At 36.6% G+C, this 26,199-nt stretch carries 23 protein-coding genes; 2 read left to right on the top strand and 21 right to left on the bottom strand.

Translation table 11 applies throughout. From position 1 onward, the window contains the following. The gene (locus tag I589_RS05745) at window positions 1–381 is read left to right on the top strand and encodes a DUF6176 family protein (protein WP_010769060.1); all 381 of its coding nucleotides are present in this window, start codon (window positions 1–3) and stop codon (window positions 379–381) included. A gap of 212 nt (window positions 382–593) precedes the next feature. Here the strand turns inward: I589_RS05745 and I589_RS05740 are convergent, their stop codons facing one another. The 11 genes from I589_RS05740 to I589_RS05690 form a co-directional block, all read right to left on the bottom strand. Further along, the gene (locus I589_RS05740) at window positions 594–1,358 is read right to left on the bottom strand and encodes an epoxyqueuosine reductase QueH (RefSeq protein WP_010769061.1); all 765 of its coding nucleotides are present in this window, start codon (window positions 1,356–1,358) and stop codon (window positions 594–596) included. Then, window positions 1,355–1,825, bottom strand: a complete 471-nt coding sequence (locus tag I589_RS05735) for a hypothetical protein (protein ID WP_010769062.1) — start codon at window positions 1,823–1,825, stop codon at window positions 1,355–1,357. The genes I589_RS05740 and I589_RS05735 overlap by 4 nt, the downstream gene beginning before the upstream one ends. A gap of 236 nt (window positions 1,826–2,061) precedes the next feature. Then, window positions 2,062–2,574, bottom strand: a complete 513-nt coding sequence (locus I589_RS05730; protein ID WP_010769063.1) for a hypothetical protein — start codon at window positions 2,572–2,574, stop codon at window positions 2,062–2,064. 36 nt (window positions 2,575–2,610) lie between these two features. After that, entirely contained in the window at window positions 2,611–4,005 is a 1,395-nt protein-coding gene (locus tag I589_RS05725) for a hypothetical protein (RefSeq protein ID WP_010769064.1), read from the bottom strand. Between the two features lie 159 nt (window positions 4,006–4,164). Next, window positions 4,165–6,273, bottom strand: a complete 2,109-nt coding sequence (locus I589_RS05720; RefSeq protein ID WP_139242875.1) for a heavy metal translocating P-type ATPase — start codon at window positions 6,271–6,273, stop codon at window positions 4,165–4,167. Window positions 6,274–6,510: 237 nt separating this feature from the next. After that, window positions 6,511–8,694, bottom strand: coding sequence for a heavy metal translocating P-type ATPase (locus I589_RS05715; RefSeq protein WP_010769066.1), 2,184 nt, complete (start codon window positions 8,692–8,694; stop codon window positions 6,511–6,513). Window position 8,695: 1 nt separating this feature from the next. Then, complete coding sequence (gene copZ, locus I589_RS05710; protein WP_034684424.1) at window positions 8,696–8,905, bottom strand: copper chaperone CopZ; 210 nt, start codon at window positions 8,903–8,905, stop codon at window positions 8,696–8,698. 31 nt (window positions 8,906–8,936) lie between these two features. Further along, on the bottom strand, window positions 8,937–9,371 hold the full coding sequence (locus I589_RS05705) for a CopY/TcrY family copper transport repressor (RefSeq protein ID WP_010769068.1): 435 nt from the start codon (window positions 9,369–9,371) through the stop codon (window positions 8,937–8,939). A 396-nt stretch (window positions 9,372–9,767) separates the two neighbouring features. Continuing rightward, the gene (locus tag I589_RS05700) at window positions 9,768–11,219 is read right to left on the bottom strand and encodes an APC family permease (protein ID WP_010769069.1); all 1,452 of its coding nucleotides are present in this window, start codon (window positions 11,217–11,219) and stop codon (window positions 9,768–9,770) included. Window positions 11,220–11,508: 289 nt separating this feature from the next. Beyond that, window positions 11,509–11,691, bottom strand: a complete 183-nt coding sequence (locus I589_RS05695; RefSeq protein WP_010769070.1) for a hypothetical protein — start codon at window positions 11,689–11,691, stop codon at window positions 11,509–11,511. Between the two features lie 5 nt (window positions 11,692–11,696). Then, entirely contained in the window at window positions 11,697–12,926 is a 1,230-nt protein-coding gene (locus I589_RS05690) for an MFS transporter (protein WP_010769071.1), read from the bottom strand. Window positions 12,927–13,210: 284 nt separating this feature from the next. Between I589_RS05690 and I589_RS05685 the strand changes: the two genes are divergently transcribed. Next, on the top strand, window positions 13,211–13,867 hold the full coding sequence (locus tag I589_RS05685; protein ID WP_010769072.1) for a Crp/Fnr family transcriptional regulator: 657 nt from the start codon (window positions 13,211–13,213) through the stop codon (window positions 13,865–13,867). Window positions 13,868–13,952: 85 nt separating this feature from the next. Here the strand turns inward: I589_RS05685 and I589_RS05680 are convergent, their stop codons facing one another. From I589_RS05680 to I589_RS05640, 10 genes are all read right to left on the bottom strand, one after another. Beyond that, window positions 13,953–14,609, bottom strand: a complete 657-nt coding sequence (locus tag I589_RS05680) for an SGNH/GDSL hydrolase family protein (protein ID WP_010769073.1) — start codon at window positions 14,607–14,609, stop codon at window positions 13,953–13,955. Window positions 14,610–14,847: 238 nt separating this feature from the next. Beyond that, entirely contained in the window at window positions 14,848–16,146 is a 1,299-nt protein-coding gene (gene asnS / locus I589_RS05675) for an asparagine--tRNA ligase (protein WP_010769074.1), read from the bottom strand. Between the two features lie 47 nt (window positions 16,147–16,193). Beyond that, complete coding sequence (locus I589_RS05670; RefSeq protein ID WP_010769075.1) at window positions 16,194–17,384, bottom strand: pyridoxal phosphate-dependent aminotransferase; 1,191 nt, start codon at window positions 17,382–17,384, stop codon at window positions 16,194–16,196. Between the two features lie 23 nt (window positions 17,385–17,407). Next, window positions 17,408–17,911 (bottom strand): cell wall elongation regulator TseB-like domain-containing protein, encoded by a 504-nt coding sequence (locus I589_RS05665; protein WP_010769076.1) that lies wholly within the window; start codon window positions 17,909–17,911, stop codon window positions 17,408–17,410. A gap of 105 nt (window positions 17,912–18,016) precedes the next feature. Then, entirely contained in the window at window positions 18,017–20,794 is a 2,778-nt protein-coding gene (locus I589_RS05660; RefSeq protein ID WP_010769077.1) for a helicase C-terminal domain-containing protein, read from the bottom strand. A gap of 228 nt (window positions 20,795–21,022) precedes the next feature. Continuing rightward, window positions 21,023–23,083, bottom strand: coding sequence for an ABC transporter permease (locus I589_RS05655; protein WP_010769078.1), 2,061 nt, complete (start codon window positions 23,081–23,083; stop codon window positions 21,023–21,025). Beyond that, window positions 23,055–23,828: an ABC transporter ATP-binding protein gene (locus I589_RS05650; RefSeq protein ID WP_010769079.1), complete on the bottom strand. Its 774-nt coding sequence runs from the start codon at window positions 23,826–23,828 to the stop codon at window positions 23,055–23,057. The genes I589_RS05655 and I589_RS05650 overlap by 29 nt, the downstream gene beginning before the upstream one ends. A 207-nt stretch (window positions 23,829–24,035) precedes the next feature. Continuing rightward, complete coding sequence (locus tag I589_RS18295; RefSeq protein WP_155854206.1) at window positions 24,036–24,173, bottom strand: hypothetical protein; 138 nt, start codon at window positions 24,171–24,173, stop codon at window positions 24,036–24,038. 35 nt (window positions 24,174–24,208) lie between these two features. After that, window positions 24,209–25,189, bottom strand: coding sequence for a sensor histidine kinase (locus I589_RS05645; RefSeq protein ID WP_010769080.1), 981 nt, complete (start codon window positions 25,187–25,189; stop codon window positions 24,209–24,211). A 3-nt stretch (window positions 25,190–25,192) separates the two neighbouring features. Continuing rightward, window positions 25,193–25,873, bottom strand: a complete 681-nt coding sequence (locus tag I589_RS05640; RefSeq protein WP_010769081.1) for a response regulator transcription factor — start codon at window positions 25,871–25,873, stop codon at window positions 25,193–25,195. Window positions 25,874–26,199 lie beyond the last annotated feature (326 nt).

Below are 26,199 nucleotides of genomic sequence, written 5' to 3'. Positions count from 1 at the left end.
ATGAAATATGTGGAATTAGAAAGATTTGAAGTAATTGCGGGAAAAGAACTTCTCGTAGTCGAATGGATGGACTTTTTAAGAGAGCATTTGCCGCTTGTCTGTGAAACGCTGCCGGGAGAAAAAATGTATGTAGAAAGTATCTTTTCAGAACAAACTGCTGGAAAACACTATTTGTACTGGGTCTCCTATCAAGGGATTCCCTGTGAAGAAGTTACCAGTAGTGATTGTTTTGTTGACCAAAAGCATCTTGAGTACTGGCGAAAGTGCATTGTTCCAAACTCTGGCATGCTGCTACAAACAGAAGTTGTAATGATTCATCCTGAGATACAAATGAAAGTAAGGGAATTGGATGAGACGGACGCGCTCATTTCTGAGAACTAGGGTTGCGCATCATCGAAAGAAAATTTTCATGATTGATGACATCGAGTACAAAGGTGGGACGTAACTATCTGAGTTATATCTCACCTTTTCATAAGGCCTTATTAAATGTTGCACAGAGAAAAAACTCATTTCCACGACATTTTTCTCTCAACAATCTCTAAAAGCGGAACGAAGAATAGAAGGCCTCTTCTATGTTTGCCTCTCATCATCTTCTAGCATGTTTTTTGGCTAGAGGATGGGTACTCTCCCATTCTGCTCTCTTTTTGTTCATTTACAAATAAACGCGCCTCTTGATTTATTTGCTTTAAGTCAATGCCCTGGGACTTAGCTGCAAAAACACAGCCACAATAGCATTGTCGATAAATGTCATATTCTTTACACATTTGTATGGAGCGTTCATAACCTTTATTTTTTTTAAAGTCACTTGGTAAATAATTTATACTGTAAATTTTTTGAATATCTAAGCCAATTTCATTGATAAGCTGACTGTTTTTTTTAGGAGAAATAGTTAAGGCACTCCCAAAATAGTCATAACCAAGAGAAATAGCAGCTTTTGCAACGATGTCTAATCTTAGATGGAAACAGGCACTACATCTTGCCCCACCTTCTGGCTCATTTTCTAATTTATTTTCTTTTACGAGCTGAATAAAGGTATTGGGTTTATACTCAGCAGAAAGAAATTGTACGTGATGGTTTGTACGCTGATTGAATTGTTCAACGAATTGTTGTTGAACAATGCGTCTACGTTCATATTCATTCCTAGGGTGTATGTTGTCGTTGGCAAAATAAATAGTCACGTCCGCATACTCTGCTAGAAATTCTAGGCTGTAGGTACTGCAAGGCGCACAGCAGCTATGTAGAAGAATTTTTGGTCGTATGCCGTTCTGCTCCCATATTTGAATCATTTTCTTTAAAACAGAGTCGTAATTCACCTTTTGATAAGACATTTTTTTTAGTAGTTCATTTGCTTCAATCATAGCTGTCGATCCTTTCTGATTGGCAAGATGTGAAAAATGAAAAAAGTGATGACTGTGAGTAATAATGAACTAACGACTAGGTAAAAGGCAGGCTTAAGGGCAATTACATATAAAGAGTAGTAGGCTTGACTATCAAACAGACCACTTTGACTTAGTCCTGTAGGTCCTAAAATTATACGGGGGAGCAACACTATCCCTGTTGTAAAACTTACTAGACAAGCGAAATACAACGGAGCCACAACCTCTTTTACACGAGAGAAATGAAGCCAAACCAGTGCGACAGTCAATAAGAAATAGAGCCATCCAATAACAGGAAAGTTTTTTAGTACTAGCCATCCAGTTCCATTTATCGCACCTAATATTTCAGCATCCTTAACCACGGCACTAAGCCAGCGAAAAGGAAGAAGAAAAATAGGAAATAGCCAAAAAATAAGAAATACATTACGATAATGCATGATTTTTTTCAACTGCGTCACCCCTTATTCTAGTTACATTCGTTTTTTTACACATGTTTATATTAAAAATGATTTTACTAATCTAACGAATTATATCAAGTTGAAAGAAATTATTGTTTGGGATTTGCTTGTTTTTTGCCAAAAATCATATTAAATTTTGTTCATTTTTGAGCAAATTATTTGAAAAAAATAGGAGAGCAGGACATAACTTAACTAGTTACGTCTCAGCCTCCTACTACATTTTAGTTTTATAATTCCCTTAAATACACTTTTTTGATGATTAGCTTATCAAATAGTTGTGACTGACCATCTTGTTCGCCAATTACTTCTGCAAGAATCATTTTATGGTTATTCTTTTTTCTTAATTGATAGATGATTTTACCTGATTCGTTTAGCTCATGCATCATGTCATTTACGCCACCAAATCCAGTCTTCTTCGTAATGAAGCCAAGGGCGACCATGCGCTCATCCAAGTTTTTCGCAGAAATAGTTGCACCGTTGACCAATGTTTGATGCAAGATGGTTGCTAACCCCTCTAATTCTTCTGCTATTGGAAGTTCTGGTTCAGGCTCAGGACGACGTTGAAGCTCCTGTAAGAGTGTTTCATACTGTTCTTTTGTGAGCATGACTCCTGCAATCTTCTCTCTATTGAAAACATAAACACCTGTACCCGCTTCTCTAGCTTGGTTAAATACATCCATTGGTGATTTCTTCACTTCTGTGATAGAAGATGTGGGAACATCTAGCTTTTTGAGTTCCATTCGTTTCTCCTCCTCGCATTGACAGAAACTATTATATCACAGCTTGTCGGTGTGGTTCAGTATTTTCTTATTCTTTCTTTGTCTATTTTTTTCTAATTGTAAAATAACAGATGTTAGTTCCAAGATAAGCTCTTCAAAAAATAAGGATGAAGAAAAGATGGTTGTAAGTTTCTTTTTTGAAGAGTTCTCTAAAATAAAATAATCTGTCACGCAGATGTCTGCATAGCTGGGGACTTTATTTCCAAGATGTATGGAGACTCTGACAGCATGAAATAAAGAAAAATGATGCTGAATTGCTTGTTGAAGGCTTTTTAAATTATTTTCAGACTGCTTTAACAGCAAACAGATGTGTATGGGCATTTCAATCTCTTGAGAGGACAATATGGTGGCAATCATTTGATAGTTGTAAATAACCTGTGATTTTTTATCTTCTGTATTTTTTGTAAAGAAATGTGGTTGACGCTCTGAAATTTTTTCCAGACGATGCAGCATTTTAGGATGGTTCAGCAGCTTCTGATAAATTTTTTCTTTCTCGTAGTCTGTTAAAAAAGTATTGGTATACAGAGCACGACAAATTAGTCGCTGGAGTAATGCAATAATCAAAAATGATTGCTTATGTAAATCAGAAAATTCGGGGAATACGTGTTGAATCAAGAGAAACCATTGCTTCATTTCAGGAAATACAGGATAGATATCTTCTAATGTATAGGGAAATATCGGGTTAGGAAAATTAATAGACTCATCAGAATGGAGAAAAAAATATAAATAAAGACATTCTTCAAGGCGAAGGCTTGAGTGGTCTGCTTGAAATAAGGAAAAATGAGGCGCTTTTTTTGCTAATACCCAGCATAGCTTTGGAAGTGATGGAGAGTCAAATGCTTGCCGAAAAAAGATAATTTTCGTCATCAAACGTTCTGATAGTTCAAAAGAATTTGTTGTTGATTGGCTTAGAGTCGCCTGAATATCTTTCGGGCACAGATGAGGAAAATCACGAGCAAATTCAAATAGGAACTTGCGGATTGCTCCCTCGTTGCCTAATAAGAGACGCTCATTTTCCTGGATAAAGAAGCCAAAAGAAAATAAAGTATGATTTAATTGGTTATATTGATGATGAGTGAACTCTGAATGCTCAGAAATCCCCCATGCAGCTTGGGAAAGCATACTAAATAATGCACTTTTTGAAAATGTATCTGCAAATATTTGATGAATCGAAGCACCGTTTTGATATTGCCAATAAAAAATTTTATTATTTTGACATAAAGTGACCTGAGGATATGCGTAATCAATAGCCATCAGTTTCTTTTTTAAAGTTTTTTGATGCCAGTGAAAGTGCTTAGCTAGCTCGTGCAGTGTAAATTTATTTTCTTTCATATAAATGAGGATATGCAAGTTTTGTTGATACCTTTTTTCTAAAAAAGAAATCCAATCCATTTTATCACCTCTCTCGTTATAAAAATAGCATAAAAATAATGCGCTTGCATCTTTAATATTGGCAGATTCCAGAGTCATTATTGTAGGTAAAAAAACAGTGAAAAACTTCTGGAAGAAAAAATTTTTCACTGTTTTTAACGTATTTAGCTAATGGGAAAGCTACTTTTTAATTTTTAACGTCATTGCATTAATTGCCACAACAATGGTACTAAGTGACATCAAGATTGCGCCTACAGCAGGATTTAAAATGATCCCCACAGGTGCTAGTACACCTGCTGCAAGTGGAATAGCGAATATATTGTATCCAGCTCCCCACCAAAGATTCTGAATCATTTTTTTCCGTGTTTGTTTTGATAAGTTTAAGAAATGCAAAATATCTTCAGGATTACTGTTTGTTAGGACGACATCTGCAGAGTCAATAGCTACATCTGTTCCTGCACCAATCGCTATCCCTACGGTTGCTCGAGCGAGACTAGGCGCGTCATTGATTCCATCTCCCACCATCATCACACGTTTTCCTTCCTCTAAATAGCTGCGAACAATTTTTTCTTTATCTTCGGGTAATAGTTCACCATAATACGTATCCATTCCAAGGTATCCTGCTACAGCAGCGGCTGCTGTTTTGTTGTCCCCTGTTAACATGACAGGAAGGATATTTTTTTCTTTGAGCGATTGAATAAATTGTTTTGCCTCTGGTTTGATTTCATCACCTAAAGCAATCAAAGCAATTAAGACCTGATCGATAACTAAATAGCTAATGGTGTTGCCCTGTTCTTTATATTTCTTTGTTACTGAAGAATCAAATGGATATTTTTGTCGAAGGACTTCTCCTTCATTGACGATGCGAACCGTTTTTCCTTGTACAAGCCCCTCAAGACCAATACCAGAAAGGTTTGTCAATTCATGTACCTCATAAGGCGTAATTGTCTGTTCTTTTAAATAGGCCATGATTCCGATGGCTAGCGGATGATTCGCGTTGGCTTCTAATGCACCAATATAACGAAAAGCTTCTGTTTTTGAAATCTCTGAAGTAAAGAGTTCAAGTCCAGTAACGGTGAATTTCCCTTCAGTAAGCGTTCCTGTTTTATCCAACATGATGACGTCCATTTGATTCGCTTGTTCTAATGCGTTCCGATTTTTTAAAAGGAGACCATTTTTTGCTGCAATTGAAGTTGAACGTGCGATGACTAAAGGAATCGCTAACCCTAATGCATGTGGACAGGCAATAACAAAGACAGTGACCATTCGATCTAATGCAGTAGCTAAATCTGTGACTGCCCACCAGACAATAAAAGCAGATACACCAGCAACTAAAGCAATGTAAAATAACCATTTTGCAACCTTGTCAGATAAGCTTTCTAGTTTTGATTTTTCGCTTTGTGCTCGTTTGACCATCTCCATCACTTGTGCAAGATAGCCATTTTCTCCTGTTCCGGTAACGCGTACTTGAATCATGCCGCTTCCATTGACAGAGCCGCCAATAACATCGTCTCCAATGTTTTTTTGAATGCCTTTAGATTCACCAGTGACTGCAGATTCATCAACAGTGGTACTGCCTTTAATGATTTGTCCGTCAGCAGGCATCTTGTCTCCTGAGCGCACGATTAAGATATCACCAGACTGGACGTCTTGAAGAGGAATCTCTTCCTCCTGACCATCTTTTTTAATACGTTTTACAGTATCCGGTAGAAGCTCAGCTAATTTTTGTAAGGCATTGCTTGCATTTGAAACAGCATTCATTTCAATCCAATGTCCCAACAGCATGATGACAATCAGTGTTGCAAGTTCCCAAAAGAAGTCCATTACATGTGTTTGAGTAGTAAATGTATTTATCACAAATGCATACAGACTATAAATATAAGAGACGGAAATCCCCATTGCAATTAAAGTCATCATTGCAGGACTTTTTTGTTTAAGCTCCATTTTTGCACCGGATAAGAAAGGCTGACCACCATAGAAAAATAGAAAACTTGCTAAGATAAGAACCAGCCACTCTGAGCCTGGGAATGTAAATTGAAATGGTAGTCGAATTCCCATCATGGGTGAGAGAACAATGATGGGAATCGCAACAATAAGTGACAGCCAGAATTTTTGTTTGAAATTCCCCATATGCATGGAGTGATCCATACTGCTCATGTCGTGTCCGCTATGATTCATATGAGAGTGATCCATACCGCTCATGTCATGTTCACTATGATTCATATGAGAGTGATCCATACCGCTCATGTCATGTTCACTATGATTCATATGAGAATCCATATTGCTCATGTCGTGTTCCTCATGATTCATATGAGAGTGATCCATACCGCTCATGTCGTGTTCCTCATGATTCATGTGAGAGTGATTCATATTGCTCATGTCGTGTCCCTCATGATTCATGTCCGGGTGGGACATATGATTTGTTCTTTGCTCTATCTGTTTTGTCGAAGAATGTTCTTTCATAGAGTTGGTTGTCGGGTCTACTTGTTTTGATTGTTTATTATCTGTCATAGAAATCCCTTCTTCCTAGATTTTCTTACGGTTTAAGCTGAGTGAGTTAATTAGTACACTGACAGAACTAAATGCCATAGCTGCTCCTGCAACAATAGGATTTAAAAACCCTAATGCGGCAAATGGAATCCCGACAGTATTATAGATGAACGCCCAGAATAAATTTTGTTTGATTTTTGACAGCGTTGCTTGTGATAAGTGAATCATTTTTTCTACATAGACTAAATCATTGTTCATCAGTGTCACATCTGCTGTTTCCATCGCAATATCTGTTCCGCTGCCCATCGCAATTCCGACATTTGCCAGCGCTAGAGCGGGTGCATCATTGATTCCATCCCCGACCATTCCGACAAATTCGCCACTTTCTTGTAGCTTAGCCACATAATTTGCTTTATCTTCAGGTAAGACTTCTGCAAAAATATGTTCTGGGCTTAACCCAACTTGTTGGCCGATAAATTCCGCTGCAGTTCTATTGTCCCCTGTCAACATGTAGACAGATACATTGCGTTCTTTCAATTTTTGTATTGCTTCTTTTGAAGAAGATTTCACTTGATCTGATACAGCAATCATCGCAAGTAAGGATTGACTATCTGCCAAAAACATCACAGTTTTTCCTTGGCTTTCCCAAGTAACTGCTTGTGCTTCAACCTCTGAATAATCAATTGCTTTACTTTCTAAGAGTTTTCTAGTTCCTGCGTAATAGGTAATCCCACCTATATCCCCTTGAATTCCTGCACCAGGTAAAGCTGTAAAATTGGAGACTGTGTGTGTGATGACTTGTTGTTGTTTTCCATAGGCAACAATTGCTTTTGCCAAAGGATGCTCAGAATCATTTTCCAACGATGTAAAGATGGCTAATGTATCGTCGCTAATTTCATGATAATCTGTCACACTTGGTTTTCCAACAGTTATGGTACCTGTTTTATCAAGAATAATACTTGTGATATGTGTGGCAGCTTCCAACGCTTCGCCACCTTTGATTAAAATCCCTTTTTTTGCACCTAAGCCTGTTCCCACCATGATTGCTGTGGGTGTAGCAAGACCTAAAGCACATGGACATGCGATGACCAAAACAGATACACTGTGAATCAATGCCGTTTGCCAATCACCCGTAATAAAACCTGTTAATAAAAGAGTGGCTAAGGCTACGACTAAAACAGTTGGGACGAATATTCCCGAAATTTTATCAGCAATTTGTTGAATTGGGGCTTTCGTTCCTTGCGCTTCTTCCACCATCCGAATGATTTTTGAAAGAATCGTATCCTGGCCCACCTTTGTTGCTTGCATTCGTAAGCTTCCGTTTGTATTGACTGTTCCACCAAATAAAACATCATCTGCTTTTTTTTCGACAGGCAGACTTTCTCCTGTTAACATACTTTCGTCAACAGCACTTGTTCCAGAAATTAAAATCCCATCTACTGGAATTTGCTCACCGGGACGCACTTGAATAAGTTCGCCTAAACCTACTTCTTCAATAGGGATACTTATTTCTTGTCCATTTCTAATGACTGTTGCTGTTTTTGCTTGGAGAGCCATTAGTTGTTTAATTGCGTTTCCTGTTTTTGCTTTTGCATTCGTTTCTAAAAATTTACCTAATAAAATCAAAGTGATAATCATTGCGCTGCTTTCAAAATAAAGATCCATGTGATTATGACCGAAAAAGCCATTGTAAATACTTAATAGATAAGCAGCAGTTGTTCCCATAGCCACCAATACATCCATATTGGGCGCCATTGTTTTTAGTGCATGATAAGCACCTTTATAGTAGCGGGCACCAATGTAAAATTGAACAGGTGTAGCCAGTACAAGCTGTACCCAAGGGTTATGGAAAAATTGTACCCAAGCGGCATTACTTCCTAATAAAGAAGCAATCATGGCAATCATCAAAGGGGCGGTCAGTAATGCACTAAGAAGTAAATCGAATTTAATTTTTTTGATGTAGTTCTCTTTTTCTTTTTCAATTTCTTGTTTGTGCGCTTCATCAAAGACAATCGCTCCATATCCGATGGCTTCAACACTGTGAATTAACTCAGAAGGGGTCGTTTCTTGGTATTGAACAGTCGCTTTTTCAGTAGCGAGATTCACCGTTGCAGAAACAACACCGGGCTGTGCATTGAGTTCTTTTTCTACTCGAGCCGAACAGTTTGCACAAGTCATTCCTGTAATGACAAATGTTTCCATTTTTGCTGCTGAAGACATGTTACATCACCTCAGTTGCATAACCAATTTCTGTAACCTTTGTTGCAATTTTTTGTGCATCCACAAGTGACTCATCAAATTTTACAGTTCCTGATTCTTTTTTTAGATTAATTTTTACCTTTTGAATACCTGGTAATTGATTGATACTATCCTCTACTTTTGCTACGCAGTGATTACAGCTCATACCTTTAATTGAAAAATTCTGTTTCATCATTATTTCCTCCTAAATAGATAGTTTTTTATTATTTATTGCAGTGACATTGTCCCGGAATACAGTTACATTGAATGGACGCTACGGGTTCTTTTTTTTCTAATTCTTCTAAGATTAGTTGAATATCTTCTTTAGTTAAAGACGCTTCAGAAACCAAATCGGCAATTGTCTCCCCTACTTTTTTTGCACAGATATGCGAGAATAAATTTTCAGTAGCACTTCGGACGGTCGCTGTTTCTGAAACAAGTGGATGGTAAATAAATTTTTTTCCTTCCTGTTCCGTCCAAATAATCTCTTTTTTTACTAAGCGACCGAGTAATGTTTTGACTGTGGCAGGTTTCCAATCCATAGATTCAGCTAAAATATTACTAATCTCTTGTGCGGTAACAGCATCTAGCGTCCAGATAACTCGCATGACCTCCCATTCAGAATCACTTATTTTTATAGGCTCAACGGTTGTATTCATATGATTCACCTCTTTTTCGTTTACGTTTGTAATCTTTAATTCTTAATCAGTTTACAACTGTAAACGATAAAGGTCAAGAGAAATGTTTAAAAACTATTCTATTTAACAAAAAAATTGAGAGATAGCCTATTTCTGTTGGCTAACGCTCTTTTATTTCACGGATGAATTACTTTCAATCATCGTTCTTTTAATTGGAAAAAACCAACTAGCTGTATTTTTTGTTTAGCAGTTTTTCAACTAAAACTAAGTAGTTTACGGCGCATAACTAAATTATTCTCTATTCATATATGATTTGAAGGAGGCTCTCCTTCCACTCTCTTTATCCACCCACGTTTTTCAGCAAAAAAAAAGCCATTCATACTAGACAAGCTAGTTCATGAATGACCTTTTCTTTCTTTATTTCTCAGTATTTAACGCTTTTTGTTTGTCTCGTCGTGCAATTGCAGGCAAAATCATACCTAAAAGAATTAAGACAATTGGTGTAACAATATTTGAAATTAATTGGAACCACCAAGCTTTTGGACTTGCTGCATATTCTACTTTTGGCACCATTCCTAAAATACAAGCAACTGCTGTAAAGAAGAAACACCAAGCACCAAAGATAAAGCCAACTTTTGGATTTTTTACAAATTTGTATTCAGAAGTAAATTTTTTGTACGCTTTATTTAACATCATGTACGCAAAGAATACCCAAAGGTAACGCATTGGCATAACTACAGAGTTCAGGTTCGTTAGCCATTTTACTAGCTCGTTCATATCTTGAATCCCCAAAATTGGCAATAAGATAATGATACTTACGAGAATACCTGTTAACACATATCCATTAATTAATGTCCCTTTTGGCGTACGTTTTCTTAACCAATTTGGAACGAAATCTGGATCTGCATCTGCAAGTAAAATGCGTAGAGGCGCATCAATTGAAAAGGCTAGTGCGGAGATTTGTCCGACCATATTTGTTAACGCGTAGATAATCATTAATGTGTTTCCAATACCATAGTAGTTTCCTAGGATTTGGAATGCTGCGTAGGCTCCATTAGCCATTAAATCTTTTGGCATGTTGTCGCTGGCAAAAAGCATCCCCATAGCAACAGAGCCCAAAACTGCACAAACCCCTACCATCGCTGCTAGAAAAATCATTCCTTTAGGAAATTCTTTTGCAGGATTTCTTGTTGCATTTACATAAGGAGATATTTTCTCAGCTCCACCAACTGCGAACACTAGCATGGAAACCGTAGTAAAATACGTAAAGTCAAAAGTTGGAATATACGTTTTTACTTGTGTCATGTTAGGTGTTGCAAATTCAACGGTTGAATTAATAAATGGTGCGGTGACAGCTAAAAGAATAAATAGGATAGACATTACAAACATCGCCGTCCCGGCTAATCCACCGATGACCTTTAATGTAGACAATCCTTTTGTAGATAAATATAGAAACGCTAGAAAAATAACTAAAGAAATAATAGCAACAATCTGTACAGACATCGTGTTTACAATATTTCCATTTCCTTGAACTGCCCATCCTAAGGCAATTAAGATTGCTTGTGGTTTTTGAGCAAGATAAGGAATATGCACTACCCAATACGTCCATGCCGCATAGTAGGCTAGTCGTTTGTTCATGGTTGTATTTTCTACCCATGAGCTTACTCCCCCGGGACTATCTTTAAAAGCAGAGCCTAGTTGTCCAACAATCAAAGCGTAAGGGACAAAATAAATTGCAAGAATCAACAGCCATGAAGTGACAACTGAAATTCCTTGTTGTGCATAATTGTTTACCACATTTCCCATTCCCCACACCATGTTGAAGGCAATTAAGGCGACGGTAAACCAACGCAATTGTTTTTCGTTCATCAAATTTCTCCTTTTGTTTTTCTATCATATATAATTGACTATGTAATAATAATCATTTTCCCATTAAGTAGCAATAATAGGTTATTTTGTTTGAGGATTATTTTAGTCTGTTCCCATTTTTGAGCCATGTATTTTTCATCGAAAAATAGGAAAAAAATGTATATTTTAATCTTTTCGAGAGATAAAAAACAAATCAAGTGCGAAACGATTTATTTACTGGGAAAATAAAAAAACTTCCCTACTCTAAAATTGAAGAGAATAAGGAAGTAAATAATCATTGTTCAATGAATTAGCCAATAAAATTATCGTTTCTGACGGAGCTTTCTAATTGCTTTAGTCCGTTGCTTAAAGAGTCTTGTCGGACTTCAATTGAATGGGTATTTCCTTCAATTTTGCTTAGCTTCGTACAAACTTCATCTAGTTTTGTCAACGCTTGTTCTAATACTTCAATAATTTGTGTTTCTGTATTCATTTCACTCACTCCTCAATTGATTCTATGGTAACTTGTTCTGTATTCACTTGCTGTGCATCAGATTTTGGATGATAGAAGAATTTATAAAGCAGAATACAGATAACAGGAAGAATTCCTGCTACAAGGTAAATACCTTGGAAAGAAAGAACACTTCTAAGCTCTCCTAATAGGTAAGGTCCAACCCCTAACCCTAAATCAAGCCCAATGAAGTAAGTAGATAAAGCAATCCCCACACGATGTGAATCTTTTACTGTTTTTAGGCAGATTGCTTGTCCGTTTGACATAAAGGTTCCATAACCAAGACCTATAAGAGCGCCAGATCCTAAAAGCATCCAACTGTTGGTCGTAATACTTAGTAAGAATAAACCAAGTGTTAAAAATAGATAGCTTGGATAGATAACATAATTTTCACCATACGTATCAAATATTTTCCCTGACATAGGCCGAGTCACCGTGATAACTAATGCATAAATAACAAAGAAAAATGAACTCGTGCTGACTAGATCAATGACCTTTGCATAAGATGAAAGAAATGCTAGAACACTTGAGTAAGATAAGCCCATCAAAAATCCAATAAATGAAATAAAAAGGACACGTTTTTCGATAAAGCTGTCAATACTCCATTTTTTAAGCATTGCACGATGTTCTTCTGAAAGCTGAATATTTTTTACCGGGAAGATAAAAGATGCTACAGTTGTCAAAAGAATAAGAACAATAGAAAACGAAATGATGAAATAGAAATTTGTATAGTTTAATAAAATCATTCCGATAAATGGACCAATTGCAGCGGCTAGGCTGGTACTTAAGCCATAATAATTAATTCCTTCACCATAACGCGCTTTTGGAATATAAGCCGTAACGATGGCATTTGTTGCAGTGGATACCGCCCCGTAACCAAATCCATTTAGTAAACGAATCAGGTATAAAACAGAAATGCTTGGGATATAAAGATAGGCAACCGTCGTAATTAAATAAAAAAGTGCACCATATCGTAAGACTGCTTTTCTTCCCACTAATTCAAGTGTTTTTCCCATAAACAGACGTGCAAATAGTGTTCCGATAATATAAATTCCTGATGCAAGACCAGCTTGTCCAAGAGTTGCATGTAGATTATCTTGTGCAATGACTGCAATAATTACCATCAGTAAATAATAAACAAGATATACAACAAAGTTGATCAGGGTGATGCTTATAAATCCTTTATTAAATAATTTTTCTTTCGTTTGTTCAACCATTGCAGTTCCTCCAATTATAATTGTTGTGAAAACATCTGTGAAATTTTCTACGGTTATTACTATACTATGTTTCATTTAGAAAAAAATTTAGATTTGTGAATGTGAAAATGAATCATCATAGCTAAACAACAAAAAGCAACAACAAATGTTGTTCTCTTTTGTCGTTGCTCTTTGGGGAGTAATTCGGTTAAATAGATTGAATTATTTATTTCATGAAAACAATAATTTTTTTATTTTGTGGTAAAATAAAGAATCGGTACGTTAGAGAATGGAGGTTTGCAGGAATGGACAATCGGGTGTTGCAAGAATACTTGGAAAAACATTCATTCCCTGTCGTTGTAAAACTAAAGAAAAAATACTTGACCTATGAAGGCTTACAAGATAGATATGTCTACATATTAAAAGATGGCATTATCAAAACAAGCGTCATCTCACGAGATGGTCGAGAGTTTAATTTGCGCTACATTAATGAATTGGAAATTGTTTCATTGTTAAAAGACGAGTATTCTCAAATTACAGATGCGCCTTTTAATATCCGAGTGGAATCAGATGAAGCGGAACTGTACAAGATTGATCGTGTTCAGTTTTGGCGTGATGTGAATCAAAGCGCTGATTTACAAGGATATGTGAAAGACTATTATCGTTTTTGTCTCGTCCATTCAATGAAAAAGATGCAGCAAATGCTGATGAATGGGAAATTCGGTGCAGTTTGTACGCAAATATATGAATTGTATGATACTTTTGGTGTGAAAACAGAAGACGGATATCTAATCGATTTTGTGGTAACCAATGAAGAAATTGCTCATTTTTGTGGGATTTCTTCAGCTAGCAGCGTTAATCGAATGATGCAGCAGTTAAAAGACATGGATGCGATTGAAATGTGTAACCGGAAGATTTTAATCAAAGATTTAGAAGTCATTAAAGACAATATTATTTTTTAAAACGGACAAACAATAAAGGTACGTGAAATTAGCGAAGAGAAGCACCCACAAAGGGTGAACGTTAATTTCATGTACCTTTTTAAATTTATTTAAAATGAGTCGCTTGTAACCAACTTTCTGCAATTTCTGCATGTCCAGCAAGTGTCGGATGAACCCCATCCTCTCCTGTATAATGTGAATGCCCATAAGCAATTCCTAACGCATTTAATTTTCCATCTAGCGGGACAAAGATTGTCTGATACTCTTCTGCTAATGTGCGGATAATTTGAATTTTTTGATCCAAATCTTTCCGCCATGTACGGCGATCTTCTGGATAGGGTAAAACGAAAGGCTCCATCAAAACAATGGTTGCATCTGTTGATTGTTTTAATTGCTCTAGTAACTGACGATAACTAGATTCAAATCTTTGTGCCTCCTTTTTACTACCAAATTCATCAGAAGCAGTATGATGCCAGGTATCATTTATTCCAATAAGCATAGTTACGACATCTGGTTTAAGTGATAAACAGTCTTCTTGCCAACGTTCTTGTAAATCATTGATTTTATTACCGCCAATCCCCCTGTTTAAGCACTCAATATCATAGTCTGGTAGTTCTTTGGCTAATATAGAGGCAATTAAAAACGGATATCCATGACCTAAATCATAAAAATTTTCACGATCACGTCCGACATCGGTAATACTGTCTCCAATAAATAAGAACCGCTGTCTCTTTTTTTGTTTGATAAAATCAGGTGTATTCACAGTGACTCTCCCCCTTTTTCTATTATTATGACACAAGAGAAAAAGGATTCAATAGAGAATAGAACTTTATTTTTAATAAGTATATATCTTCCTAAGATGGTTTCTTTTTTTCGAAATTTATGAGCGCACCACTCTAACGAAGACTACTAGAAAGCTTGATGAGAAAGGCATTCCAATGTTTGTGAAAATTTAATATCAAAAAAAGGACACCCAAAATAGGTGCCCTTCGCATCGTTCATTATGGATAAATACGATTTAGTAAACGTGGGAATGGAATGGCTTCACGAACATGTTCAATACCAGATAGCCAAGTAACGGTACGTTCCAATCCTAGTCCAAATCCTGAGTGAGGAACAGAACCATATTTACGTAAATCTAAATACCAAGAATATTCATTTTCATCTAATCCTTGTGCACGAATTTGTTCTAATAAAAATTCGTAATCTGTTGCACGCTCAGAACCGCCAATAATTTCTCCATAGCCTTCTGGTGCAATCATATCTGCACAAATGACAACATCTTCACGTGTTGGATGTGGTTTCATGTAGAATGGTTTAATTGCTTTTGGATAGTTTAAGATAAAGACTGGTTTTTCAAATGAGTTCGCAATAAATGTTTCATGCGGAGAACCAAAATCATCGCCCCACTCAATATCATCAAATCCGTTTTTCTTTAATAATTCCACTGCATCATCATAGGTAATACGAGGGAATGGAAGCTGTGTATATTTTTTCAATAGTTCTTTATCACGTTCCAAGACATCTAGTGCATAATCGCAATTGTCTAAAACATTTTGCACTAAGAAAGCTACATATTGTTCTTGCACCTCTAAACTTTGTTCTTGATGCATGAAGGCCATTTCGGGTTCAATCATCCAAAATTCAATTAAATGACGACGTGTTTTCGATTTTTCCGCACGGAACGTTGGTCCAAATGAGAATACTTTACCAAAAGCCATAGCGGCAGCTTCCATATACAACTGTCCACTTTGAGAAAGATATGCTTTTTGATCAAAATAATTTGTCTCAAACAAATCAGTCGTTCCCTCTGGTGCTGAACCTGTTAAAATTGGCGGATCAACTTTGGTAAACCCATTATTGTTGAAAAATTCGTAAGTTGCACGAATAATTTCATTACGAATTTGCATAATTGCATGTTGACGAGAAGAACGCAGCCATAAATGACGGTGGTCCATCAAGAAGTCTGTTCCATGTTCTTTAGGTGTGATTGGGTAGTCTTGGCTTTCGCCAACGACTTCAATTGAGGCAATTCCAATTTCATAACCAAATTTAGAACGGCTATCTTCTCTAATTTCGCCAGTTAGCCAAATAGAAGTTTCTTGGTGTAAATTTTTAGCAAGCTGGAACATGTCATCTCCAACTTCATTTTTCACAACAATTCCTTGGAAATAAGCTGTACCATCTCTCAATTGTAAGAAGGCAATCTTTCCGCTTGAGCGTTTATTAGCCACCCAAGCACCAATTTTCACAGTTTCGCCAACATGATGTTTGGCGTCAATAATTTGAATTTGTTCCACGTATGTCTCTCCATTCTATTTCTATCTAGCCATCCCGAGCTTAGTTTTTACGCTTTTCGTTTACGTTCAATAAATGCAGCAATTCGGTCAACAGCTTCTTCTAAAATCCCAAGGTTCGTTGCATAACTGATTCGAACATGTTCATCCGAGCCAAAGCCTTCCCCAGTGATTAAAGCGACTTGTGCTTCTTCTAATAAATCATCCACCCAATCTGTCACATTTTCGTAACCGCAAATAGCTATGGTTTCTTTTACATTTGGAAAAAGATAAAATGCGCCTTGAGGTTTTTCTATACGGACACCCGGTAAGGCTTCAATCAGTGGATAAAATTTATTGAGTCGGTTTTCAAAAGCGACACGCATCTCTTCAACGGTATCTTGTTCGCCCAAAAGTGCTTCTACTGCGGCATATTGACTAACAGCTGTTGGATTACTTGTTGATTGTGAAGCGATGTCAACCATCGTTTGAATAATGGTCTCATCTCCAACTGCGTAACCAATTCTCCAGCCAGTCATCGCATAGGTTTTTGATACTCCATTGATGATAATCGTTTGTTTGCGAATTGCTTCAGAAATTGTTGCAATCGGCGTAAATTCATTTCCATTATAAACTAAACGACCATAAATATCATCGGCAATAATTAAAATATCTTTTTCAACTGCCCAGTTTCCAATTTCGGTTAATTCTTCTTTGGTGTAAATCATTCCTGTCGGATTTGAAGGAGAATTGATAATGATTGCCTTTGTTCGACTTGAATAGGCTTCTTCCAACTGGTCAACAGTTACCTTGAAATGATTGCTTTCTTTACAGTTTACAAAAATAGGTGTTCCCTGTGCTAATTTTACCTGCTCTCCATAACTTACCCAATAAGGAACTGGAATGATTACTTCATCACCTGCGTCCAGGATTGCTTGAAATAATGTGTATAAAGCAAATTTTGCTCCATCCGTTACAATGGTCTGAGTCGTCTTATAGGTTAATCCATAGTTTTCTTGAAGATAGGATACAATAGCTTGTCTTAACTCGGGAATTCCAGCAGTTGGTGTGTAGTAGCTGGCGTTGCCATTCTTAATGGCTTTAATTGCTGCTTCTTGAATATTTTCCGGTGTAGCAAAGTCTGGCTCCCCTACCGTTAAACTCAAAATATCCAACCCTTGTGCTTTTAATGCTTTTGCTTTTGCTGCTGCAACTAAAGTTACGGATGGCTCTAGCTGTTCAGCACGTTGTGAGATTTTCATACAAAACCCTCTCTCCTTCATTTTTAAACATCTTTAATGACGTGTACTTCTTTTCCGTCACTAAAAGAAATCAAGTAGTAGGTTAAGTCCCCTTTAGAATTTTCTGTCACAATTTCCCAGACAGGCTCCTTTTCATATAGACCTAGACTACTTTTAAGAATAGATTCTTTTGGCTGTTCACTTAAGACAAGCTGTTCTGCTTGATTTTGTGATAATCCATCTTTTTGATTCACCACTTTTACTTTATCCCCCGATTTAGGAATGATAACAGCAACCTCTTTGTTTGTGTCATCTTTTCCTAATATACTAAAGTAGGTTTCTTTTCTAGTGAACCAATAAAATTTATCGACCGTTTTAATATTTGCATACTTCTCAGCAATTTCAGTTGCTTCGGCTTTTGCTTGCGCCATTGGTCGATTGGAACGGATATAAAAGACGGAAGCTAGGACGATTATCGTTAACAATAAAACGATAATAGAAATTAAAACAATGCCTACGCGTTGCTCAGTTTTTGCCTCATTTTTCACGAATGGCGCTCCTTTTTATATTTTTTAGATGCAATAAATGTACGAGAATAACTCGGTTTCCATTATAGCAGATATCCCGCTAAAAATCGTCAGTTCAAGCGTAGTTTATTCTTTTGTTTTCTTTAAGAATTGTTGAATATCTGTAAGTATTTCATTTATAGGCAGCTCTTTAATTGGTAGTTTTTTTGGTAGTGCTTTTTGCAGACGGTTGCTGTACTTTGCAGTTAGAAAGCGTCGATCTAACAAGATGAGAACGCCTTTATCTGTTTCTGTACGAATTAACCGTCCTAATGCTTGTCTTAGCTTCAATGCAGCACGCGGAACCGATTCTTGATAGAAGGCATTGGTTCCTTCTGCTTGTAAGAATTCATTTCTTGCTCGGATTAAGGGACGCTTTGGATTATCAAAAGGCAGACGAGTAACAACCACCACTTGAAGGACATCACCAGGCAAATCAATTCCCTCCCAAAAACTATCTGCGCCAAATAATAAGCTGTTGCTAGAAAGGGAGAATCGTTTTAGCAGTTTTTCCCGGCTGCCAGTAATCCCTTGAGCTAAAAGTTCTCTTCCCTGATTTAAAAATTCCTCATGCAGCTGATAATAGACTCGTTGCAAACTATCATGGGATGTGAATAAAACAAGAATTGAACGATTTTCCTGCTGTGCTAGTTCTCTAATAATGGTAGAAAGGTAGCGCGTATATTCGTATGAACTAGAGTCTGTGACTGAAATGCCTTGTGTTGGAATATAAAGACGTGCTTGCTCTTCATAATCATACGGCGTAGGAATCACTTTAAGAGAAGTATCAGGAATACCTAATCGTTTAGAAAAGTAGCTCCTGTTTGCACCAATTTTCAAGGTTCCTCCCATATACATAATCTTTTTATATCGGTTATACCACTTAGTTTTTGGTAATAACGCGGCATCAAAATCATGAATGTGCAGCGTTCCTCCTTGACGATTCTTTGAAGGGACTACCCAGTGGACGAATTGTTTTTCCCAATGATTGAGCCAGAGACTCACTGTTTTTGCTTGTTGCTTCATCGAATCAAACAAAGAGAAAAGCTGTGCAAAAATAATCCGCTCTTTATTTACCCAAACTGATTGTTTTGGTTCTAAAATCATCATTAGCTGATCTTGAAGAGAAAGGATTTCTCGATAATAGAGAGTTAACCGCTCAATCGTTCGTTCTGCCTCTATAGATAGATCATCAAGCTGTTCTTTAAAGACAACGATTTCTTCTTTTTCAGCTGTCAAAGAAATGACTTCATAAAGCTCATGGAAAAAGTCTGTCTGCTCCTCTACCAACTCTTCTAGCTCTTGTTGATACAAGTTCACTAATCGAAGACTAGATTCTTCATCTGAAAGTAGACTCGCTACTTGTGAGAAAAGTTGAGAAGGTTCAGTTATTTGCTGTACTCGTTTTTTGAATTTTACAGAATCAAATTGGCGATCACTAATTTTTTCCGCAATTTCAGGCAGATGATGTGCTTCATCAATTAAAAGATAGTCACTTTTAGGAAGTAAAGGAGCTTCTCTTAACGATTCTTGTGTTAAAAACGCATGATTGACAATCAAAAAATTACTTTGGTCCACTCGTCTATATAAATGACGTAAAAAATCTTCTTTGTAAAAAGATTGCTTTTCGGATAAAAATGAAATCCCGCGATGTCGAATTTCTTGCCAAAATACATGGTTTAAATTGGTCATGTGCAGTTCATCGAAGTCACCAGTTTTTGTTTGCGTTAACCAGACAAGCACTTTCATCTGATAAAGTGCATATTGTTTTTGCTCAACAGGCTGGGTCAATGTAGCTTTAAACCGCTGCAACTCAATATAATGACGTTGGCTCTTTACGACGGTTGCTTGTATCGGCTGCTCTAAAAACTGATTAAGTAAAGGAATATCCTTTGTGAGAATCTGTTCTTGCAAAAGAAGAGAAACAGTACTGATGATTGCTGGTTTTTCAGGTGTAGCGAGGAAACTTAAGGGAAAAAGATACCCGATTGTTTTCCCCATTCCTGTCGCAGCTTCTACCATAATATTTTTTTCTGATTGATTTTCTGATGAAAAATGCTCGAAGGTCATATTCATCAGTCGGCTTTGTTCTTTTCGATAAGTAAGTTTTCCGTGGAATACACGTTGTTTTTCTGCCTTTTTTTTAGGGAATTCTTTTTTTCCATAATGTATTTCAGAGAATAGAGATACATCTTTTTTTTGTAAAGCAAGACCATCTACCACCTGTAGAGACTCAGAAAGTGGTAACGAATTTTTTCTCATAGATTCGGTGATTTGATGGATGTACTGGCTTGTATTCATACCTGTTAGGACGCTTAACTTTCCTATCTGCTCCATGGTAATCAAAGGAAGTCTTCTCATGTGTGCTTCTATGGTTAAAAAGAGCTCCGCTGTAACCTGTGCATCACTATCAGCTTGGTGCGGATTATCATGAATTAGGCCAAAACTTTCCGCAAGGTCTCCCAAACGAAAGCTTGTTTCAGTAGGCAAAAAGATTTGCGCTAGTTCGACTGTATCAATTCCCGGGATGGTCAATTCAGGAACGCCGCATCGAACTAATTCGTGATTTAAAAATGTATAGTCAAAATAAATATTGTGGGCGACAAATGTCGTTTCAGCTAATAAATTATAGATGGTTAAGGCAATATCCTCAAAATAAGGTGCTTTTTGTACACGGCTATTGCTTAATCCAGTTAAGCTTTGTATTTGTTTTGAAACAACTCGATTAGGATTGACGTCTGTAGCAAAGCGAGTCACAATCTTCCCGTTTTCAACGAGCACACAGCCAAACTGGATAATGCGATCTTCTTTCGGGTTTGTTCCAGTTGTTTCAATATCCACAATTGCGTAGGTTGTTGGTTTCATATTTTTCCTCCCTTTACGCCGTTGTCTGCTGAAAATTATACTACATCTTTATAGAAAAGTATGCATTTGTCACGACTTTCATTTGTTAAAAAAAACAAAAAGCACATGAAAAATGAGCGTATTTTCACGTGCTTTTTGTTTTATATGATTTTTTAGCGTGCGATTTTCTGCCTGCCCACTTCATGTGTATTGATTGTCTTCAAAGACGGTTTATTTTAAGAGAGTGAACTAACGGATAGGTTCTGCTAATTTGTCTAAATGTTTAAGATAACGTGCTTTAGAAATAAGATAAAACAGCACTAAAAAGACAAAGTAGATGCCAATAATTTTAAGATAAATGAGCCAAATGAAGGTCGCATCTCGTCCAATCATTGTTGTCAATGCCAAGAATGCAATCCCAAAATGAGCAATAGCCATAGCGACAGGTGGGAAATACATTAATAGCATCTCTTTTCGAACAATGGTATGTCGGTCTTTTTCTGAAACACCCAAAACGTATAGCGAGCGATGATACCTACCATCTCTATCCAAATCTCCAAATAATCGGAAATAAAGAATAGATGCAGAAAAACTGAAGAAAACAGAGCCTAATAAAATACCAATCATCAAGATCAAGCCATTTGCTTGCCGTGCATTTTGCCAGGTTGAATACAAAGAATCAACCATAAAATATTTTTGTGCTTGTTCCTCTTCACTTGATTCATCATCAGACGAAATGCTGTCTTGCCGTTTTTCCATTTCTGACATAATTGTTTTATCGATTTCCGGATAATCCATCCACTTATCAAAATGAAAGAGCTCAACTTGATAGACTGAGGAGTCGTTTTCCGATTGATTATGTTCTAGGAAACGATTATAGAGTGTATCTGAAACGACAGAGAGATTCAAGATGGAAAGATTTAACGTTACTGGGATTTTAGTTACTGTAAGTACCTCGTCTTTCTCATTTATCTTTGCCGAATAATCCGAAGTACGTTGTGCTTCTGTTTGTTTTTTTACAGTATTTAAATCAGAATTGCTATTGGTGAACAGGAATACCTGGTTGTCTTGCATTGTCAATTTTGGTAAGTTCAATCCTTTAGATAATTTTGTATACGCACTTAGTGAAATAACTGGAAAGGATAATTGAATTTCTGAGCCACTAGGTCTAAGAAGAGGTGAATAAAGATAAGTTACTTCGTCTTCAAAAATCGGTTCGCCAGTTTTATTCAATTCTTTTCGGATAAAAGCTAAATTATTCTTATGGTAATCGGTTCCCGATTGTTTGTTATTTTCCTCGCCGTATAATCCATAGCCAACGTAGACGTAAGCGGCCGTATTTCCTTGTGTGTTTCCAAAATCAGAGCTGCCCAAAACAGCAGTTAACCCAATTCCTACAAAAGCAACAGACGAAACAATGGCAATAAGTGAGTACATCATGGCATTATCTTTCATTCGAAAGACCAGTTCACTAATCGTTAACATATTTGTTCCTTTGAAAAATAACGAGTGCTTTTTCAACCGTTTTAAAATCAGGATGCTTCCTTGACTAAAGAAAAGAAACGTACCAATGATTGTACAGATAACACAAGAAAAAAGCAGTAGTAGTGAATACTCAGAAATAATCGCATCTGATGCAAATAACGAGACGGATAGATAACCAAGACCAATAAATAAAAAGCTTAATAGCGCGAAAAAGCCATTTACTTTTGGTTCAGGTTGCCCTTTATCCTCTTCTTTTGCCATAGATGCTAGTTCTTCTGTTTGCAGTCGAAAAAGACTAAATAAGGAAATGCAGACAAAAATGATGAAAAAAACAACAAAGCTAAGAATCATCGCTTTCCAAGGCCAATAAAAATTTAATCCCCCCGTCAGATGAAGTAGTTTCTGACTTACAAGTAATATTACTTTTGAAAATAAAAGACCCAAAAATGTTCCCAATGTTGTCGCTATAGTTCCTAATGCCAAATTTTCAAAGAAAATCAGCTTCTTTAAGTCACTTTTTCCCATGCCTAATGTAAGGTAAATAGAAAAGTCTCTTTTTCTTGAATGAAGAAACACAGAAAATGTATACCACAAAAAAATAAATGATAAAAGAACGATTACAACTTGTGAAACCTGTAGACCAATTTTTGAAAACTGACTAATTGTGTCGCTGCTTGCTTGGATACTATCTCCCAGCTGAGGGTGATAAAATAATAAGGAAAAGATAAAAAATACAAAGACTGAGAACAAACTACTGAAAAAATAGGCGCCATAGCTTCGAGTATTTCTTGTTAGATTACGAAAGATGAGGGTTTTGAAAGTCATGGCTTGCCCCTCCTAAATGTGCAAGAACTGCTAAAATATTTTGATAAAATGCTTCACGGTTATTTCCGCAATAAATGTCATTGAAAAATTTTCCATCCTTTATAAAAACGACACGATCAGAATAACTAGCAGAAAATGCATCGTGTGTAACCATCAATGTTGTTACCTTTTTCTGTTTATTTGTTTGACTCAAAATTTCCATAACCGTTCGTGCAGATTTGGAGTCTAGATTTCCTGTAGGTTCATCTGCAAGAATTAATGAAGGATCATGAATCAGTGCACGTGCGATTGCGACACGTTGAGATTCTCCGCCTGAGAGCTCATAGATACGTTTCTTAGCTAGCTTTTGAATGCCTAGCTCTTTGAGAAGACGGTCACTTTTTTCGCGCATGTCATTTGGTGAGACACGATCTAGTGTGAGGGGCATCATAATATTTTCTTCTACAGTTAGTGGCGCTAATAAATTGTAGCTCTGAAAGACAAATCCAAGTTTTTGTCTACGGAAGGACGCAACTTTTTCTTTTGAAAATTGATGAGGATTTTCTCCTTCAATAAAGATACTGCCTCCAGTAGGTGTATCAAGCGTTGCAATAACATTCAGCAACGTTGTTTTTCCGCTCCCGGAAGGTCCCATGATGCTAACAAATTCTCCTTCTTGGACTTTTAAGCTGATTTGCTTAAGAACCTCTACAGGGACAGATCCCTGATAAACCTTAGATACATCTTTTACTTCTAAAAGTGCCATGATCATTCCTCCTTTTCTTTCCTTTAGTCTACAAGAGATGAAAAAAAACTCCTATGCGCAAACTTGTCAGAAATCTTACAAAGTTGTCATAAATGTTTGAATGTTTATTAATAAAGAGAGGCTAGCTATAGGTTTGGTATAAAAAAATGAGTAGAGCGCAAACGATTCCTAATTCACTACCCAGACGCCTCTTTGGTTCATTTCAAATTAATAGTAAAAAAAAACTCTTGCTGTGACTAAAAAAGAAGCAGGGGCAGAAGAAATCGTCTCTGTTTCCACGATTAAAGAGCGCAAGCGATAAACGGATGCGCCCTTTTTACGTAGATAATTCTGATTTTGTCTCATAACTGTCCCTTTTGTTTGGTTTTATACTTTAACCTCTATTTGATAATTGTCCAGTTTGAAAATAGAAGTGTGACAGAGGTTCCAACCTCTATTTTTGATTCAACAGAGAGGATAATACCCAGATCTGTTGCCGCTTTTTCACTTAAATATAGCCCCATTCCAGTAGCCTCTTGCTGCTTACGCCCATTTTCTCCTGTAAAAAACGGCTGAAATATTTTAGGAAGGTCTGCTTCAGGAATACCTATTCCTTCATCTTTTACTACGACGGCATAGCTGTCTTTTCGTTCTTCTCCATATATAGTAACCACGCCACCATCCTTTGAATATTTAATTGCGTTGGATAAGAGCTGATAAAGAATAAAATGTAACCATTTTTGATCACTTTGTATTTGAACAGTTGTGGGAAATTCAAGTTTTGGATATACTTGGCTGCGGATGAAGGTTTGTTTGTGCTCTTGAATCACTTTTTTTGCAAGCTCACTGATAACTAAAGGCTTTATCACAAAATCATCTTGTAAGTTTTGGATGCGGCTCATTGTTAATGCCACCATTAAGCCGTCATTTAAACGGTCTGTTTCTTCGGCTAAGCTCTCTATATCTACTGGCTCTTCTTGTAACAGAAGCTCAATGACGGCTAACGGTGTTTTCATTTGATGAATCCACAAATCCATAAATTCTCTTTGTTGTTTTTGCGTCATTTTTAGTGAAGTTGTTTCTTGATAATAGCTTTTATATTGATTTTTAAACAGTTGATCGAGTGCTTTGCCCACAGGAGTCTTCAGCTCATTTAATTCAGTATATATCAGTTGAGGATTCGTCAGCTTTTTATAAAATTTTCTTTGATTGTAATAGTGAAGTCCCCAATATAGACAAATTAATAAAAGGCTTAAAAAGAACAGGTAAAAAAGCAAACGGATATTTTGATAACCATCCAGCCAAATAAGAAGAAGGATTGAACCAACTAAACCCAGTTGAAAACTAAAGCGAATGCGAATTTCTCTGATAAATAGTTTCATTTTTTACTCCTTACGTAGCTGATAGCCTTGTCCTCGTATCGTGTGCAAGACATTGGTCATTCCCAGTGAATCTAATTTTCTTCTTAATCTAGTAACATTGACCGATAGCGTATTATCATCAACAAAATGTTCATCATCCCATAGTTTGTTTAGTATTTGTTCTCTACGAACGATTTTAGGAGTATCTGTTAAAAGCAAATCTAATAGTCCACCCTCACGTTTTGTCAGTAATTCGGTCTTTCCCTGATAGCTCATTTCTAATCTCTCTGGATAATAAGTGAGTCCCTCCCATAAAAAAGTACGCTCCTCTTGTATAGGGGTATATTCTCCGACTCGTCTTAACAGACTTTTAATTTTAGCGATGAGTATTTCATAGGAAAATGGTTTTACGAGATAGTCATCTGCGCCATATTCTAACGCCATTACCTGATCCATGTTACTGTCACGTGAGGAAATAAATAAAATAGGCACCATAGAAATTTCGCGAATTTTTCGACACCAGTAAAAGCCGTCAAAATACGGTAAGTTGACATCTAGCAAAACAAGCTGTGGCTGCTCTTTGGTGAATGTGTCTGTAATTGTTTGGAAATTTTCTGGTGTGATGACTTGATACCCATATTTTTCTAACTGTGCAGTAACTAGTCGAAGAATTTTTTCATCATCTTCAATTAAAAAAATTTTCATCTTATTCTCCTTACTAGATAGTGATTATCATTATCTTACCTGATTTTAAGAAAAAGAGGAAATTTTTCTTGGTATTTTAACAAAGGATGAGAACGACTGAAACAGGGGGAAATGTTGGAATGATTTGACAAAAATAGAGGAATAAACTGAACAAAAAAGAAGCTAGGACAAACAAAAGGTCTGCCCTAACTTCCTTAAATCATACTAAATGGCGGGAAGGAAGCTCATCATCATCTACGTTTGAAATATGAATCAAAGGGCTCCCCTATTGTTCACTTTCATTATCTTCAACGTATGAATCATGCTGGAGCTAACTCCTTCTTTCT

Source organism: Enterococcus phoeniculicola ATCC BAA-412 (assembly GCF_000407505.1).
Classification (GTDB): domain Bacteria; phylum Bacillota; class Bacilli; order Lactobacillales; family Enterococcaceae; genus Enterococcus_K; species Enterococcus_K phoeniculicola.
This window is presented reverse-complemented; position numbering and strand designations above follow the sequence as displayed.